11 protein-coding genes are annotated in these 16,019 nt (G+C 63.5%); 2 read left to right on the forward strand and 9 right to left on the reverse strand.

The window, feature by feature from the left end; genetic code table 11:
- Positions 1 to 64 precede the first annotated feature (64 nt).
- The 6 genes from mdtD to betI form a co-directional block, all read right to left on the reverse strand.
- Positions 65 to 1,495 carry a multidrug transporter subunit MdtD gene (gene mdtD, locus BM382_RS19175; RefSeq protein ID WP_011063946.1) on the reverse strand — a complete coding sequence of 477 codons (1,431 nt, stop codon included), beginning with the start codon at positions 1,493 to 1,495 and terminating at the stop codon, positions 65 to 67.
- 36 nt (positions 1,496 to 1,531) lie between these two features.
- The gene (locus BM382_RS19180) at positions 1,532 to 2,869 is read right to left on the reverse strand and encodes a TldD/PmbA family protein (RefSeq protein ID WP_072443613.1); all 1,338 of its coding nucleotides are present in this window, start codon (positions 2,867 to 2,869) and stop codon (positions 1,532 to 1,534) included.
- Complete coding sequence (locus BM382_RS19185) at positions 2,869 to 4,311, reverse strand: TldD/PmbA family protein (RefSeq protein ID WP_019095264.1); 1,443 nt, start codon at positions 4,309 to 4,311, stop codon at positions 2,869 to 2,871. The genes BM382_RS19180 and BM382_RS19185 overlap by 1 nt, the downstream gene beginning before the upstream one ends.
- A gap of 229 nt (positions 4,312 to 4,540) precedes the next feature.
- Positions 4,541 to 6,244 (reverse strand): choline dehydrogenase, encoded by a 1,704-nt coding sequence (gene betA, locus BM382_RS19190; protein ID WP_072443615.1) that lies wholly within the window; start codon positions 6,242 to 6,244, stop codon positions 4,541 to 4,543.
- 135 nt (positions 6,245 to 6,379) lie between these two features.
- Entirely contained in the window at positions 6,380 to 7,852 is a 1,473-nt protein-coding gene (betB, locus tag BM382_RS19195; RefSeq protein ID WP_011063942.1) for a betaine-aldehyde dehydrogenase, read from the reverse strand.
- Between the two features lie 108 nt (positions 7,853 to 7,960).
- Positions 7,961 to 8,554 carry a transcriptional regulator BetI gene (betI, locus tag BM382_RS19200; RefSeq protein WP_011063941.1) on the reverse strand — a complete coding sequence of 198 codons (594 nt, stop codon included), beginning with the start codon at positions 8,552 to 8,554 and terminating at the stop codon, positions 7,961 to 7,963.
- Positions 8,555 to 9,040: 486 nt separating this feature from the next.
- Here betI and BM382_RS19205 point away from each other — a divergent pair, with 486 nt between their 5' ends.
- The gene (locus BM382_RS19205) at positions 9,041 to 10,993 is read left to right on the forward strand and encodes a BCCT family transporter (RefSeq protein ID WP_225368821.1); all 1,953 of its coding nucleotides are present in this window, start codon (positions 9,041 to 9,043) and stop codon (positions 10,991 to 10,993) included.
- Positions 10,994 to 11,159: 166 nt separating this feature from the next.
- Here BM382_RS19205 and choV read toward each other — a convergent pair whose 3' ends face one another.
- From choV to BM382_RS19220, 3 genes are all read right to left on the reverse strand, one after another.
- Positions 11,160 to 12,338, reverse strand: a complete 1,179-nt coding sequence (gene choV / locus BM382_RS19210) for a choline ABC transporter ATP-binding protein (RefSeq protein ID WP_011063939.1) — start codon at positions 12,336 to 12,338, stop codon at positions 11,160 to 11,162.
- Complete coding sequence (gene choW, locus BM382_RS19215; RefSeq protein ID WP_019095263.1) at positions 12,335 to 13,180, reverse strand: choline ABC transporter permease subunit; 846 nt, start codon at positions 13,178 to 13,180, stop codon at positions 12,335 to 12,337. Before choW ends, choV begins: the two co-directional genes overlap by 4 nt.
- 70 nt (positions 13,181 to 13,250) lie before the next feature.
- Positions 13,251 to 14,207, reverse strand: a complete 957-nt coding sequence (locus BM382_RS19220) for a choline ABC transporter substrate-binding protein (protein WP_011063937.1) — start codon at positions 14,205 to 14,207, stop codon at positions 13,251 to 13,253.
- Between the two features lie 427 nt (positions 14,208 to 14,634).
- Here BM382_RS19220 and BM382_RS19225 point away from each other — a divergent pair, with 427 nt between their 5' ends.
- Positions 14,635 to 16,011, forward strand: coding sequence for an L-serine ammonia-lyase (locus BM382_RS19225; RefSeq protein ID WP_011063936.1), 1,377 nt, complete (start codon positions 14,635 to 14,637; stop codon positions 16,009 to 16,011).
- Positions 16,012 to 16,019: the final 8 nt, after the last annotated feature.

Consider the following 16,019-nt stretch of genomic DNA (forward strand, 5'->3'; position numbering starts at 1 on the left):
TTGGCGCAGGGCTCATGGGCCTCTTCGCCGGCGAGCCGGCTCCTACGGGGGGAGGTGTGTGGGTTCAGTGTTCGATGTGCTGCTCTTGGACCTTGCGCGCTCGGCGGCCATCGGTGGGCGACAGCTGGAGGAAGATCGCCGCCGCCAGCATCGCCATGATCCCTACCGTGAGGAAGGTCAGTTGGAAGGCGCCGAGTACGGTGTCCACTCCGTCATTGCCCACTTCAGCAGTAAAACCGCCCAGCAGCGCACCGGCACACGCCACCCCCAGGCTCAGGGACAATTGCGCTACCACTGACAGCAGGCTGTTGCCGCTACTGGCCGCGGCATCGTCGAGGTCGATCAGGGTCACGGTGTTCATCGCGGTGAACTGCAGCGAGTTGATCGCCCCCAGCACCGCCAGCATGCCCAGCAACAGCGGATAAGGCGTGTGCTCGCTGACCAGGCCCATGCTGGCCAGCATCAGCCCCAGGGCCAGGGTGTTGCCGGTGAGCACGATGCGGTAGCCCAGGCGCTCGATCAGTGGCCGGGCGATGGATTTGGCCAGCATTGCCGCGGCCGCCAGGGGCAGCATGCTCATCCCCGCCTGGGACGGTGAATAGCCCAGGGCCACTTGCAGCAGCAGGGGCACCAGGAACGGCAGGGCGCCGCTGCCCAGGCGGGCGAACAGGTTACCCAGAATGCCCACGGCAAAGGTCCGCACCTTGAACAGTGACGGGGCGAACAGCGGGTTGTCGGTGTGCACGGCCCGCAGCCAGTAGGCCGCCAGGCAGGCCAGCCCGCCGAACAGCAGCAACATCACCCGCAAGTGCGGCAGGTGCAGTTCCCCCAGGCCTTCCATGGCGATGGTGATCAGCACCATCGCCGCGCCGAACAGCACAAAGCCCAGGCTGTCGAAGCGTGTGCGCTCGCTGCCGCGCAGGTCGGGAATGAAACGCCACACCGCATAGCAGCCAACGGCGCCTACCGGCAGGTTGATCAGGAAGATCCAGTGCCAGGTCAGGTACTGCACCATCCAGCCGCCCATGGTCGGGCCGATCAGCGGCCCCAGAAGCCCGGGAATGGTGATGAAGCCCATGATCCGCACCAGTTCCGAACGCGGGTAGGCACGCAGCACCACCAGCCGTCCCACCGGCAGCATCAGCGCACCGCCCAGGCCCTGGATCACCCGGGCGCCAATCAGCTGGGTCAGGGTGTTGGACAGGGCGCAGAGCAGGGAACCGATGCTGAACAGCAAGATGGCGCCGAAGAAGATCCGCTTGGTGCCGAAGCGGTCGGCGATCCAGCCCGAGGCCGGGATCAAGAGGGCCACAGTAAGCATGTAGGCGATGATCACCCCCTGCATGCGCAGGGGGTTTTCCGCCAGGTCCTGGGCCATGGCCGGCAGGGCGGTATTGAGGATGGTGCCGTCCAGGGACTGCATGAAGAAGGCGATGGCCACCACCCAGGGCAGCCAGCGGGCGGTGGTGGCATCGAGTGGCGCGCGTTCGGGCATGGGACCTCTGGGTGAGTTCAGGTTTGAGGGCGGTTTCTACAGGGTCAGGGTCAGGCGGCTGACCAGCGCTCCGGGCAAGCGCATCGAAGCGGTCTGGCGCTGGCCGTAGGTACTGGCCGACAGCAGCAGCTCGCGTTGCTCGGTCAGGGCCTCCAGCTGCGAGCCCAGCAGGCTGTAGACGCTGTCATCGAAGCGCATAGTGCTCACCGGCGCCTGGATCTCGCCGTTCTCCACCCAGAAGGTGGCGAAGCGGGTCATGCCGGTCAGGCGCGCCGCCGGCAGGTCCGAGTAGTTCAGGTACCACAGGTTGCTGATGTACAGCCCGGTGCCCAGCTGCTTGAGGATCTCCTGCTGGGACAACCGCCCAGGGGCCATGTTCAGTGCACTGGGGTACTCGCCGCTGCCGGCACCATTGGTGGTCAGGCCGTACTCGGCGGCGCTGCGGGAGTTGATCAGTTGGGCATTGGCGCTGCCCGCGGCGATCAGTGACAGGTCGCTGCGCGGGTAGCCTTCGTCGGAAAACGCCGGGCTCAGGGAACCGCTGACCTGTTCGTCGAGCGACACCAGCGGGTTCAGCGCGGCATCACCGGCATAGAGCTTCTGCAGCGGGCTGTGCTTGCTGGCGATCGACTGGGCCGAGAAGCCGCCCCAGGCCAGCATGCCCATGATCTCCTCCAGGGCCGCCGGCGCCAGGTAGGCCCGGTACTGCCCGGGCGCCAGGGTGCGCAGTGGCCGGCCAAGGAATTCCAGTTGTTCCCGGGCCTGCTGGAAGCGCAGGGCGAAGGCCTGGCTGTCCCAGGCGTGCCCGGCGTAGCTGGCCTTCACCGCCTCGCCGTTTTCGTGGAACAGGCTGAAATCGAAGTTGAAGCTGTTGGCCTGGTGCCAGCCGAAGGCCCCGCCGGAACTGGCGAAGCCACGGCTGATGGGGCCGGCAGCGTAGATGCCCACCAGGTCCAGGCCGGCGCCGGCGCGACCGATTTCTTCCACCACCTGCTCACTGCCGGGCAGCGGCTGGTCCTGCACGTGATGGCTTTGCCAATGGGTGTGGTTGAGCATCAGGTACGGGTCGGCCGGCAGCAGTGGCAGGGTCTCGCGCAGTTGTTGCAGGCCATCGGCCAGGCGCTGGCGATCCACCTCGGGGTCATTGCTCAGGGTGATGCTGAGGTCGGCGTGGCGGCCATTGTCGATCAGCTTGAAATGCACGCTGGCCTGTTGCACCTGCCCGGCCTGGCGCACCTTGGCGTGGTTGAAGCGAATGAACTCCGAGGCTTCGGCGGCGTAGCTCAGGGTGAACTGCTCGGTCTCGCGCAGCGCGTCTTTGAGCCACTGCACCAAGGCCTTGAATGGCTGGGCCTGATCGGCTGTCCTGGTCATCAGGCGTCTCCTCCAAATACATCAATCTTGCTGAATACGCAGGCCGGCGAAGCATGGCCGACGCGAATCACCTGGTTGGGCTCGCCCTTGCCGCAGTTGGGCGTGCCCAGCACCTGGAAGGTGCTGCGGTCGCCGACCGCGCTGAGGTTGCGCCAGAACTGCGCGGAAATCCCCCGGTAATTGGGGTTCTTGACCACGCCCCGGAGTTCGCCGTTCTCGATCAACTGGCCCCATTCGCAGCCGAACTGGAACTTGTTGCGCGCATCGTCGATGGACCAGGAACGGTTGGTGGACATCAGGATGCCGTGCTCGATGTGCCCGATCATTTGCTCCAGGGGCTGGTCGCCGGGCTCGATGTTGAGGTTGGCCATGCGGTCGATCGGTGCACGGTTCCAACTGCTGGCGCGGCTGTTGGCGACGCCGTCGAGGCCGCTGCGGTATTGCGACAGGGCGCTGCCCAGGGGGCGTACCAGCAGGCCCTCGCGAATCAGGAACTGCTTGCTGGCCGCGGTGCCGTCGTCGTCGTGACTGTAGCTGGCCAGTTCCTCGGGGATCTGCGGGTCGAAAGTCACGTTGAGCAGCGAGGAGCCGTATTGCAGGCTGCCGAAATCCTGCTGTTTGACGAAGCTGGTGCCGGCGTAATTGCGCTCGTCGCCGAGAATGCGGTCCAGCTCCAGGGGATGGCCGATGGATTCGTGGATCTGCAGCATCATCTGGTCCGGCATCAGCAGCAGGTCCCGCGGGCCCTGGGGGGTATTGGGCGCCAGCAGCAGTTGCAGGGCCTGGTCGGCGACCCGCGGCGCAGCCCCCAGCAGGCCACAGCGGCTGATCACATCGCCGGCGCCCTGCTGGCCGAAGTTCTCCCGGCCGAGGCTGCGGGTCTGGCTGTCGCTGCCGTCGTAGGCGGTCACGTCCAGGCCCGGGTAGACAAAACGCTGGGCCTGGCGCAGCTCGGCGCCGGCGCTGTTGAGGTAGATCTGTTCGACCTGGGTCACGCCGATGCCCACCTGCCAGTTCACCAGGCGTTCATCCTTGGGCACCGAGGCCGACTCATCGCCCAGCAGCTGATAGCAGTCGCTGAGGGAGGGGAAGGGCTGCTCCAGGTTGGGCGAGAAATAGTCCGCGCGGTGGCTGGAGACCGGTTGCTCGCGCAGGTCCAGCAGGGCATGGGCGGCGATGACCCGGGCCTGCTGCTCGGCGCGGTCCAGGGCGGCCTGCAGGCCGCTTTGCGACAGGTCGTTGGTGGCGGCGTAGGCTTCCACGCCGCGCACCCGTACGGTCAGCATCGCCCCTTCGTCTCGGCCCAGGCTCGGCGGCTCGGCGACGTTCTTGCGCACCGACAGGTACTGGTCCGATTCGCGGACATAACGCAGGGAAAAGAATTCGGCGCCCGTGCGCAAGGCAGCGAAGCGCTGCTTGAGCTGGGGGTGAAAGTCGAACATGGAGGACCTCCTTGTGAGGCGCGATAGCGGGTCGACGCGTTTCGCCAGCAAACGGAACACCGCCCGGCGGTTCCTACAGGTATAGGTGCTGATGGGCGCGGGGGCGAAAGGGGATGTGCAAGTTGCAGAACTGTAGCCGCTGCCGAAGGCTGCGATCAAGGAAGTAGTTCTGAAGGAATGAAGGGAAGAGAAAAAGGGCGCCGACCCTTGCGGTCGGCGCCCGTCAGGCTTACTGCGCGGCGGGAGTCACATCGCGCATCGGCTTGCCACGTACCGGGGCTTCACCGGCTACGTAGTAGGCCGCGGTGCTGCGTGGCAGTGGCTGGCGGCCACGGATCTTGTCGGCGATTTTCTCGGCCATCATGATCGTCGGCGCGTTGAGGTTGCCGGTGGTGATGATCGGCATGATCGAGGCATCCACCACGCGCAGGCCTTGCATGCCATGCACGCGACCCTGGCCATCCACTACAGCCATGTCGTCGGTGCCCATCTTGCACGAGCAGGATGGGTGGAAGGCGGTCTCGGCGTGCTCGCGGATGAACTTGTCCAGTTGCTCGTCGGTCTGCACCTCGATGCCCGGGCTGATCTCGCGGCCGCGGAAAGGGTCCAGGGCCGGCTGCTGCATGATTTCACGGGTCAGGCGGATGCCGTCGCGGAATTCCTGCCAGTCCTGCTCGGTGGCCATGTAGTTGAAGAGGATGCTCGGGTGCTGGCGCGGGTCCTTGGACTTGAGCTGCACGCGGCCACGGCTCGGCGAGCGCATGGAGCCCATGTGCGCCTGGAAGCCGTGCTCTTTCACACCATTGCTGCCGTTGTAGTTAATCGCCACCGGCAGGAAGTGGTACTGGATATTCGGCCATTCGAACTCTTCGCGGGTACGGATGAAACCGCCGGCTTCGAACTGGTTGCTGGCGCCGATGCCGGTGCCGTTGAACAGCCACTCGGCACCGATGGCCGGCTGGTTCCACCACAGCAGCGATGGATACAGCGACACTGGCTGGGTGCAGGCGTACTGCAGGTACAGTTCCAGGTGGTCCTGAAGGTTCTCGCCCACGCCCGGCAGGTCGTGAACCACCGGGATGTCCAGGCTTTCCAGAAGGGCGCGGGGGCCTACGCCGGAACGTTGCAGCAATTGCGGCGACGCGATGGCGCCGGAGCTGACGATGACTTCCTTACGCGCACGGGCTTCCACGCGCTCTTCAGTGCTGCCTTGCAGGTAGCTCACGCCCACGGCGCGCTTGCCTTCGAAGAGGATCTTGTCGGTCAGGGCGTGGGTGACGATGGTCAGGGTCGAACGCTTTTTCGCGGTGTCCAGGTAACCGCGGGCGGTACTGGCGCGACGACCTTTGGGGGTCACGGTGCGGTCCATCGGGCCGAAGCCTTCCTGCTGGTAGCCGTTCAGGTCTTCGGTACGCGGGTAACCGGCCTGCACGCCGGCTTCGACCATGGCGTGGAACAACGGGTTGTTGCCGGCCTTGGGCGTGGTCACGCTGACCGGGCCTTCGCCGCCGTGGTAGTCGTTGGGGCCGATGTCACGGGTTTCCGCCTTGCGGAAATACGGCAGGCAATCCAGGTAGGTCCAGTCTTCCAGGCCTGGCAGCTTGGCCCAGCCGTCGTAGTCCATGGCGTTGCCGCGGATGTAGCACATGCCGTTGATCAGCGACGAGCCGCCCAGGCCCTTGCCGCGACCGCACTCCATGCGACGACCGTTCATGTGTGGCTCTGGATCGGTCTCGTAGGCCCAGTTGTAGCGCCGGCCTTGCAGTGGGAAGGCCAGTGCCGCCGGCATCTGGGTACGGAAGTCGAAACGGTAGTCCGGGCCACCGGCTTCCAGCAGCAGGACGGTGACGCCTTCGTCTTCAGTCAGACGGGTCGCCAGGGTGTTACCGGCCGAGCCGGCACCCACAATGATGTAATCGTATTCTTGGGCCATTGGAGCCTCCGTGGAGAGCTGCAAGCCTCAAGCTTCAAGCTGCAGGGAAGGCAGCGAAGCGGGCTTGGCATTGAATGGGGAGCAGGCGGCAAGCCAGGCTGTTGCCTGGGCCTGCCGCTTGTAGCTGACAGCTGCTTAGAACACCGAGGCGTAGTCGCCCAGCTCGACCTGCACCGACTTGATGCGGGTGAAGTTGTTCAGCGAGCTGATGCCGTTCTCACGGCCCACGCCCGACTGCTTGTAGCCGCCAACCGGCATCTTGGCGTCGGACTCGCCCCAGGCGTTGATCCAGCAGATACCGGCTTCGAGCTGATGAATCACGCGGTGAGCGCGGTTCAGATCCTTGGTGACCAGGCCGGCAGCCAGGCCGAAGTCGGTGTCGTTGGCGCGGCGGATCACTTCTTCTTCGGTTTCGTAGGTCAGGATCGCCATGACCGGGCCGAAGATTTCTTCACGGACGATGGTCATGTCGTCGGTGCAGTCGGTGAACACGGTCGGTGCAACGAAGGCGCCCTTGGCGAATTCGCCGTCGGTCAGGCGCTCGCCGCCGCACAGTACGCGGGCACCTTCTTCTTTACCCTTGGCGATGTAGCCCAGCACGCTTTCCATGTGCGGGAAACTGACCAGCGGGCCGAAGTTGGTGTTTTCGTCTTCCGGGTTGCCGATGCGGATGCGCGCAACGCGCTCGGCGATCTTGGCTTCGAAAGCGGCTTTCAGGTGGCTCGGTACGAATACCCGAGTGCCGTTGGTGCAGACCTGACCGGAGCTGTAGAAGTTGGCCATCATGGCGGTGTCGGCGGCGCGATCCAGGTCGGCGTCGTCGAAGATGATCAGTGGCGACTTGCCGCCCAGTTCCATGGTCACGTCTTTCAGCGAGGAGCTGGAAGCGCTGGCCATGACTTTCTTGCCAGTGTCGGTGCCGCCGGTGAAGGAGACCTTCTCGATGCGCGGGTGCTCGGTCAGCCAGGTGCCGACTTCGCGGCCGCTGCCGGTCAGGACGTTGAACACGCCATCCGGCAGGCCGGCTTCGGTGTAGATCTCGGCCAGTTTCAGGGTGGTCAGCGAGGTCACTTCGCTCGGTTTGAAGATCATCGCGTTACCGGCCGCCAGGGCCGGTGCGGATTTCCACAGGGCGATCTGGATCGGGTAGTTCCACGCGCCGATACCGGCCACTACGCCCAGGGGCTCGCGACGGGTGTAGACGAAGGAAGTGGTGCGCAGCGGGATCTGCTCGCCTTCGATGGCCGGTACCAGGCCTGCGTAGTATTCCAGCACGTCGGCGCCGGTGACGATGTCCACGTACTTGGTTTCGGAGAAGGCCTTGCCGGTGTCCAGGGTTTCCAGGGCGGCCAGTTCGTCGTTGCGCTCGCGGAGGATTTCCACGGCGCGACGCAGGATGCGCGAACGCTCCATGGCGGTCATGGCGGCCCAGATCTTCTGGCCTTTCTCGGCGCTGACCACGGCGCGTTCAACGTCTTCCTTGGTCGCACGCTGCACTTGTGCGAGAACTTCACCGTTGGCCGGGTTGATGGCATCGAAAGTGGCGTCGCTGCCGGCATCGGTGTAGCCGCCGTCGATGTAGAGTTTTTGCAGTTCGAAACGGGCCATAGTGTCCTCGCAAGTGCATTAAGTAGTGGGCTTGACCACCGGGCATGCCCCTAAGTTCGGGGCGCGCTGATCAGTGGCGGTTCAGGGGCCGAGCGTCTCTTTTGTGCTCTAGCGCTCCTGCTTAGCCAGTTGTAGATCCATGTATTCGTAAGCGATCCGTATCGCCTGGTCGGTGTCGAATGCATCACCCGACAAGGCACCACGCAGCCACAAACCGTCGATCAAGGCCGCCAGGCCGCGGGCTGCCTTGCGCGCATGGTAGAGCGGCAGGGCACGGCGGAACTGGCAACACAGGTTGGAATACAAGCGGTGGTCGTTGATCCGCTGCAACCTGTGCAAATCGGGCTGGTGCATGCTGGAAGCCCAGAAGGCCAACCAGGTTTTCATTGCCGGGCCGTTCACCTGGCTGGCATCGAAGTTGCCCTCGATGATCACTTTCAGATGAGCGCGCGGGCTGTCGTCCGTCAGGGCCTGGCGGCGTGCTCTGACGCCTTCGTTGAGCATGCTCATGATGTAACCCATCGTCGCTGCGATCAGGCCGTTCTTGTCCCGAAAGTAGTGACTGATGATGCCGTTCGAGACACCGGCCAAACGGGCGATCAGCGCAATGCTGGCGTCCCCCATTCCGACCTGATCGACCGCTTGCAGCGTGGCTTCGATCAATTGCTGGCGGCGTATGGGTTGCATACCGACCTTGGGCATCTGATACCTCTCCTTAGGCCTGTCGATTGGCGTATGACGCCCGTCGACTTGTGGGCCAGTCTATTTTGTTTTGATTGAACGTTCAATCAACAAAGAATAAGATCTGCGACAAATCGTCGCTGCCTGGGGAGTTTCTCCTGCTCGCAGATGGCGGAAAAACGACCTCCGAAAATGCCCGAAACTTACACGCGGCATAGCGTGGACCGGCAAGAGAGCACACGTGTTGAAGGGGCAGGACGCTCCGGGTTCCAGGCGACGAACTGCAGGTTCGTCACCGGCCCCGGATGCGGTTGCGCAACGCGGCTTTTGCGGTTTCGGGTGTTTTCGGGGTGTCTTTATAACACCCGATGATCGGCTGCCAACTAACCGATTGCTCGGGTGCCGTGTTGCCTTGTGTCCTTCTCTCGCACTGCCCGGAGCATCTGCGCAATGAGTTCTGCCTCTCTTATAAAGACCCCACCGGAGAAGGTGCGGGTCAACGGTTGGGTGTTCTACACCTCCACCGCGCTGATCCTGTTGTTGACCGCCATTCTGATCATCGCCCCGCAAGAGGCCGGCCGACTGCTGGGCATTGCCCAGGCCTGGTTGTCCCGCAGCTTCGGCTGGTACTACATGGTGGTGATCGCCGCTTACCTGGTGTTCGTGGTGGGCCTGGCGTTCTCCTCCTACGGCAAGCTCAAGCTGGGGACCAAGCAGGACACCCCGGACTTCAGCTACGGCGCCTGGGCGGGGATGCTGTTTTCCTCCGGCATCGGCATCTCGCTGCTGTACTTCGGTGCTTCCGAGCCCCTGGACCACTACTTCAACCCGCCGGAAGGCGTACCGGGCAGCAACCTGGCCGCACGCCAGGCGCTGCAGCTGACGTTCCTGCACTGGGGCCTGCACGGCTGGGCCATCTATGCCCTGGTGGGCCTGGCGGTGGCGTACTTCGCCTATCGGCATAACCAGCCACTGGCACTGCGTTCGGCGTTGTACCCGCTGGTGGGCGAGCGCTGGGTCAAGGGTGCGGCCGGCCACGCGGTGGACGGCTTCGGCATGTTCGTGACCCTGCTGGGCCTGGTGACCAACCTCGGGATTGGTTCGATGCAGGTGTCTTCCGGCCTGGAAAACCTGTTCGGTATGGAGCACAGCAACACCAACCTGCTGATCGTGATCATCGTCATGAGCACGGTGGCCACCATCGCTGCGGTGTCGGGTGTGGAAAACGGCATCCGCCGCCTGTCCAACCTTAACATCGTGCTGTTCAGCGGCCTGCTGATCTTCGTCCTGCTGTTCGGCCCGACCCTGCACCTGCTCAACGGCTTCGTGCAGAACATCGGCGACTACCTGAACGGTGTAGTGCTCAAGACCTTCGACCTCTATGTGTATGAGGGCGACAGCGCCAAGTCCGATCGCTGGCTGGGCCTGTGGACCCTGTTCTACTGGGCCTGGTGGATTTCCTGGGCGCCATTTGTAGGCATGTTCATCGCGCGTATTTCCCGTGGTCGCACCGTGCGTGAACTGGTGGCCGGCGTACTGTTGATTCCCCTGGGCTTCACCCTGGCCTGGCTGTCGATCTTCGGTAACTCGGCCCTGGATCTGGTGGTCAATCAGGGAGCCGTGGAGTTGGGCAAGACGGCGTTGGAACAGCCGTCCATGGCGATCTACCAACTGCTCGAGCACTACCCGGCCTCGAAGATTGTCATCGGTGTGTCGATCTTCGTCGGCTTCGTGCTGTTCCTGACCCCCGCCGACTCCGGGGCGGTGATGATGGCCAACCTTTCGTGCAAGGGCGGCAACGTCGACGAAGACGCCCCGCACTGGCTGCGGATCTTCTGGTCGGTGGTGATCACCCTGGTGACCATCGGCCTGCTGTTCGCCGGCAACTTCGAAGCCATGCAGACCATGGTGGTGCTGGCCGGCCTGCCGTTCTCGGTGGTGCTGATCTGCTTCATGTTCGGCTTGCACAAGGCCATGCGCCAGGACGTGCAGATCGAGCAGGAGCAGGCGCAACTGGCCGAGCGTGGCCGCCGCGGTTTCAGCGAGCGCCTGAGCCAGCTGGACCTGCAACCGACCCAGTCGGTGGTGCAGCGCTACATGGACAAGCACGTCAGCCCGGCCCTGCAGGAAGCGGCTGCGCAACTGCGCAACCTGAGCCTGGAAGTGCAGACCAACCTGGGCAAGTCGAAGAACCTGTTGGGCCTGCGCGTGGAAATGGATGAAGGCAATCCCTTCGTCTATGAAGTGAGCCTGGACGGCTACCTGGCGACGCCTAGCGAATCGACCCAGCCGGAAGGGGCCGACAGCGAAGTGCGCAGCCGTTTCTACCGCGCCGAGGTGTATCTGCACAACGGCAGCCAGGAATACGACTTGATGGGCTTCACCCAGGAGCAGATCACCCGGGATGTGCTCGATCAGTTCGAAAGCCATCGGCAGCTCCTTGGCCGTGTCTATAGCTGAGTGAAAACCGCCCCATCCTTGTAGGAGCCGGCTTGCCGGCGAAGGCGTCCTCAAGGGCGCTGCAAGGCTTCAGGGCCTGTTCGCTGGCAAGCCAGCTCCTACAGAAGGGGGTGGGTGGTTAAAGCAAAACGCCGCGATTGCTCGCGGCGTTTTTTGTGTCTGCTGCTTAACCCAGGTTCTTGCCGAGCAGCGCGTGGTAGAGCTCGCTGTCGCCAAGGATGCCCACCACTTTCTGGTTGTCGTGGAGCACCAGTTTGTTGCCGGTCTGGTAGCGGATCTGCAGGGCATCGCGCATGCCGATGCTGGAGTCCACCAGGGTCGGGCGTCGGCCCAGTTCTTCCACGGCTTGCCCCGGAACCCAGTTCTGCAGGTCCAGCTGCGAGCCGTTGCGGCGTGCGCCCTTGATGGTGTTGCCTTCGGCCAGGTCGAGCCAGGAATCGCCGCCCGGGTCCAGGCATACCGAGCCGTTGACCCGCTTGCAGTTGTCCAGGCTGCGCATCAGGCTGCGCCCGCACAGCACGTTCAGTGGGTTGGTGTGGGCAACGAAAGTCCGTACATAGTCGTCCGCCGGGTTGAGCACGATTTCTTCCGGGTTGCTGTACTGGATGATCCGTCCGTCTTTCATGATGGCGATGCGGCTGCCCAGCTTCAGGGCCTCATCCAGGTCGTGGCTGACGAAGACGATGGTCTTGCTCAGCTTGCGTTGCAGCTCCAGCAGTTCGTCCTGCAGGCCCTGGCGAATCAGCGGGTCGAGGGCCGAGAAGGGTTCGTCCATCAGCAGGATATCGGCGTCCATGGCCAGGGCACGGGCCAGGCCCACGCGCTGCTGCATGCCGCCGGAGAGTTCGTCGGGCTTCTTGTTGCGCCACTGGGTCAGGCCCACCAGCTCAAGCTTCTCGTCCACCAGCTTGCGCCGTTCCTTTTCCGGGCGGCCCTGCATCTCCAGGCCGAAGCTGATGTTTTCGCGCACGGTCAGCCAGGGCATCAGGGCGAACTTCTGGAACACCATGGCGATGCGCTTGGTGCGCATCATCTTCAGCTCGGCGGGGCTGCAGGAGGCGATGTCGATCTGCTTGCCTTCATGCTCGACGAACAGCTTGCCGCGGCTCACGGTGTTCAGGCCGTTGATGCAGCGCAGCAGGCTCGACTTGCCGGAACCGGAGAGGCCCATCAGCACGCAGATCTCGCCTTTCTCGATGTCCAGGCTGGCATTCTCGACGCCGACGATCTGCCCGGTCTTCTTCAGGATCTCGTTGCGGGTCATGCCCTGGTCCAGCAGCTTGAGGGGCTCGCGCGGGTCCTTGGAGAAAATCACGTCGACCTTGTCGAAGCGGATAATGCTCATGCGTCACCTCCTACTTTGGCTTCAGGTTGCTTGCAGATGCGGTCGAGCATGATCGCCAGCAGCACAATGGCCAGGCCGGCTTCGAAGCCCAGGGCGATATCCGCGGTATTGAGGGCGTTGACCACCGGCTTGCCCAGGCCATCGGCGCCCACCAGGGCGGCGATCACCACCATCGACAGCGACAGCATGATGCACTGGGTAATGCCGGCGGCGATGCTCGGCATGGCGTGGGGCAGTTCAATGCGCGACAACAACTGACGGCGCGAGCAGCCAAAGGCCTTGCCGGCGTCCATCAACTCTTGTGGAACATCGCGAATGCCCAGGTAGGTCAGGCGGATCGGCGCGGCGATGGCGAACACCACCGTGGAAATCAAGCCGGGTACCACCCCCAGGCCGAACAGGGTCAGGGTCGGGATCAGGTAGACGAAGGTGGGCACGGTCTGCATCAGGTCCAGCACCGGCCGCATCATGGTGTAGAACAGCGGCTTGTGCGCCGCGACTATGCCCAGCGGTACGCCGATGAGCACGCAGACCAGGGTGGCGAACAGCACCTGGGCCAGGGTTTCCATGGTTTCCTGCCAGTACCCCAGGTTGAGGATCAGCAGGAAGGACAGCACGACAAAGGCGGTCAGGCCCCATTTGCGCTGGATCAGGTGCGCCAGCAGGGCAATCAGGCCGATCAGGGCCAGGGGGTTGAACCAGGTCAGCGCGAACGTCACGCCGTGGATCATGGTTTCCAGGGTGGTAGCGATCGCGTCGAAGGTGCTGGCGCCGTGCTTCGTCAACCACTCGACGAAAGCTGCGATGTACTGGCCCAGGGGGATTTTCTGATCAGTGAGCATGGTATTGAACGTCCGCATGCAAGGGAAAAACAGCCCGGGCGGGCGAGCCCGCCCGGCGTAAGCGCACTACTTAATTTGAAGCTTGTGCAAGTTTGGCTTTCACGGCCTCCAGGCCAGGTTTACCGTCAATGGTGGTCACGCCGGCGAGCCAGGTATCGAGCACCTGAGGGTTCTGCTTCAGCCAGGCCTTGGCGGCCGCCTCAGGCTTCATCTTGTCGTCCAGCACGTTGCCCATCAGGGTGCTTTCCATGTTCAGGGTGAACGACAGGTTCTTCAGCAACTGGCCGACGTTGCTGCACTCTTCGGCATAGCCCTTGCGGGTGTTGGTGTAGATGGTGGCCTGGCCGAAGTTGGGGCCGAAGAACTCGTCGCCGCCGGTCAGGTACTTCATCTTGAAACGGGTGTTCATCGGGTGCGGTTCCCAGCCCAGGAACACCACCGCGGTGTCACGGCGCTGTGCGCGCTCGACCTGGGACAGCATGCCTGCCTCGCTGGATTCCACCACCTTGAAGCCGGCGTCCTTCAGGCCGAAGGCATTCTTGTCGATCATGGTCTGGATGGTGCGGTTGCCGTCGTTGCCCGGCTCGATGCCGTAGATCTTGCCGTCCAGTTCCTTCTTGAACTTGACGATGTCGGCGAAGTCCTTCAGGCCCTTGTCGTACAGCGACTCGGGCACCGCCAGGGTGTACTTGGCGTTTTCCAGGTTGGCCCGCAGGGTGGCCACGGTCCCGGCGTCGCGGTAGGGCTTGATGTCGTTTTCCATGGTCGGCATCCAGTTGCCTAGGAACACGTCCATGTTCTTGCCGTCGGCCAGGGACTTGTAGGTCACGGGCACGGAAATCATGGTGGTCTTGGTCTTGTAGCCCAGGGCGTTGAGCACGACGCTGGTGGTGGCGGTGGTCACGGTGATATCGGTCCAGCCGACATCGGAGAAGTTTACGGTGCTGCATTGTGCCGGTTCTGCGGCTTGTGCCAGAAGCGGCAGACTCAGCATGGCGGCCAACAACAACGACGGGGAACCTTTCATAGGGGAGACTCCTGGATGTTTTTTTGGCGGCGTTTGTACCGCGCTTATAAGTGTGGCGGTTGGTGTGTCGGGAACAGCTCTACCACCGTGCCTTGCAATCGAGTCGAGACTGATCATGTACCAGTGAAAATCTGTCGCCTACAGGGTGCGTCGTATCCAGTACAGGGAGGGTCGCATCCAGTGTCGGTGAGGTCGCTTACAGTGTTTTCGGGCGATTTTTCCTACAACTGAGCCGCAAAAAACGCCCAAAACCCCTGCGTTGCGCCTGGCGGCGTTAGTGGGCATGAGTGAGTCGGTGTCAGACGTCGCGGGCCTTGGCAAAAGCCTGATGATGCGCCCTTCTCGGCGGATTGCAGCTTGAGCGTAGCAGCTCCGTCAGAGGGCGTTTCCGGCGCCCGGACAGTGCTCAACCAGGAGTTACGCAGCAATGGCTATCAGTGTTTTCGACCTGTTCAAGATCGGCATCGGCCCCTCCAGTTCCCACACGGTCGGGCCCATGCGCGCAGCGGCTTTGTTCGTCCAGGTATTAAAGGAAAGGCAACTGCTGGAGCAGGTACGCCGGGTCGAGGTGCAGCTCTTCGGTTCGCTGTCCGCCACCGGCATCGGCCATGGCAGCGACAACGCGGTGATCATGGGCCTGATGGGGGAGTGGCCGGACGCGATCGACCCGTCGCTGATCGGCACGCGCATCGAGCTGCTGCGGGAAACCGACACCCTGTTGCTGGACGGGCGGCTGCCAGTGCCTTTCATCTGGGCCCGGGACATGCAGCTGGTGGACCGCAACCTGCCGTTCCACCCCAACGCCATGACCCTGGTGGCCGCGGGCGAAGAGGGTGAGCTGCACCGCGATACCTACTATTCGGTGGGTGGCGGTTTTGTCGTCGACCAGGCCCAGGCCGACAGCGGTGTGGCGGACCTGGACCGCAGCGAGCTGCCTTACGATTTTTCCAGTGCGGTGGAACTGCTGGGCCTGTGCCAGAAGCACAACCTGCGGGTCGCCGAACTGATGCTGGCCAACGAGAAGGTCTGGCGTTCGGAAGAGGAAATTCGCAGCGGCCTGATGGCGCTCTGGCGTGCCATGCAGGACTGCGTGGAACAGGGGCTCAAGCACGAGGGCATCCTGCCTGGCGGGCTCAATGTGCGTCGCCGCGCGGCCAAGTTGCACCGTAGCCTGCAGGAACTGAACAAGCCCAATGTGATCGGCTCCACCCTCAGCGCCATGGAGTGGGTCAACCTGTTTGCCCTGGCGGTGAACGAAGAGAATGCCGCCGGCGGACGCATGGTCACCGCCCCCACCAACGGCGCGGCGGGGATCATTCCGGCGGTGCTGCATTACTTCATGAAGTTCAGCGAAGACGTCACCGACGCCAACGTGGTGGATTTCTTTCTCGGCGCGGCGGCCATCGGCATCCTGTGCAAGAAGAACGCCTCCATCTCCGGTGCCGAAGTCGGCTGCCAGGGTGAAGTGGGTTCGGCCTGCGCCATGGCGGCGGCCGGGCTGGCGGAAATTCTCGGGGCGACCCCGGAGCAGTTGTGCAACGCCGCGGAAATCGGCCTGGAGCACAACCTCGGCCTGACCTGTGATCCTGTGGGCGGGCTGGTGCAGGTGCCGTGCATCGAGCGCAACGCGATTGCCGCGGTGAAGGCGATCAATGCCGCGCAAATGGCCTTGCGCGGCGATGGCCAGCATTTCATTTCCCTGGACCGGGTGATTCGCACCATGCGTGATACCGGCGCCGACATGCACGACAAATACAAGGAAACCTCCCGTGGCGGCCTGGCGGTCAGCGCCGTGGAGTGCTGATTGCCGGC

This window comes from Pseudomonas sp. NFPP25 (genome assembly GCF_900116505.1).
GTDB lineage: Bacteria > Pseudomonadota > Gammaproteobacteria > Pseudomonadales > Pseudomonadaceae > Aquipseudomonas > Aquipseudomonas protegens.

Bases quoted from the DNA above. Each gene is read 5' to 3' on its own strand.
- BM382_RS19220 (WP_011063937.1), bottom strand. From the start codon at position 14,207: ATGAAAGGTTCCCCGTCGTTGTTGTTGGCCGCCATGCTGAGTCTGCCG.
- BM382_RS19185 (WP_019095264.1), bottom strand. From the start codon at position 4,311: ATGTTCGACTTTCACCCCCAGCTCAAGCAGCGCTTCGCTGCCTTGCGC.
- betB (WP_011063942.1), bottom strand. From the start codon at position 7,852: ATGGCCCGTTTCGAACTGCAAAAACTCTACATCGACGGCGGCTACACC.
- betA (WP_072443615.1), bottom strand. From the start codon at position 6,244: ATGGCCCAAGAATACGATTACATCATTGTGGGTGCCGGCTCGGCCGGT.
- BM382_RS19225 (WP_011063936.1), top strand. From the start codon at position 14,635: ATGGCTATCAGTGTTTTCGACCTGTTCAAGATCGGCATCGGCCCCTCC.
- BM382_RS19180 (WP_072443613.1), bottom strand. From the start codon at position 2,869: ATGACCAGGACAGCCGATCAGGCCCAGCCATTCAAGGCCTTGGTGCAG.
- betI (WP_011063941.1), bottom strand. From the start codon at position 8,554: ATGCCCAAGGTCGGTATGCAACCCATACGCCGCCAGCAATTGATCGAA.
- mdtD (WP_011063946.1), bottom strand. From the start codon at position 1,495: ATGCCCGAACGCGCGCCACTCGATGCCACCACCGCCCGCTGGCTGCCC.
- choW (WP_019095263.1), bottom strand. From the start codon at position 13,180: ATGCTCACTGATCAGAAAATCCCCCTGGGCCAGTACATCGCAGCTTTC.
- choV (WP_011063939.1), bottom strand. From the start codon at position 12,338: ATGAGCATTATCCGCTTCGACAAGGTCGACGTGATTTTCTCCAAGGAC.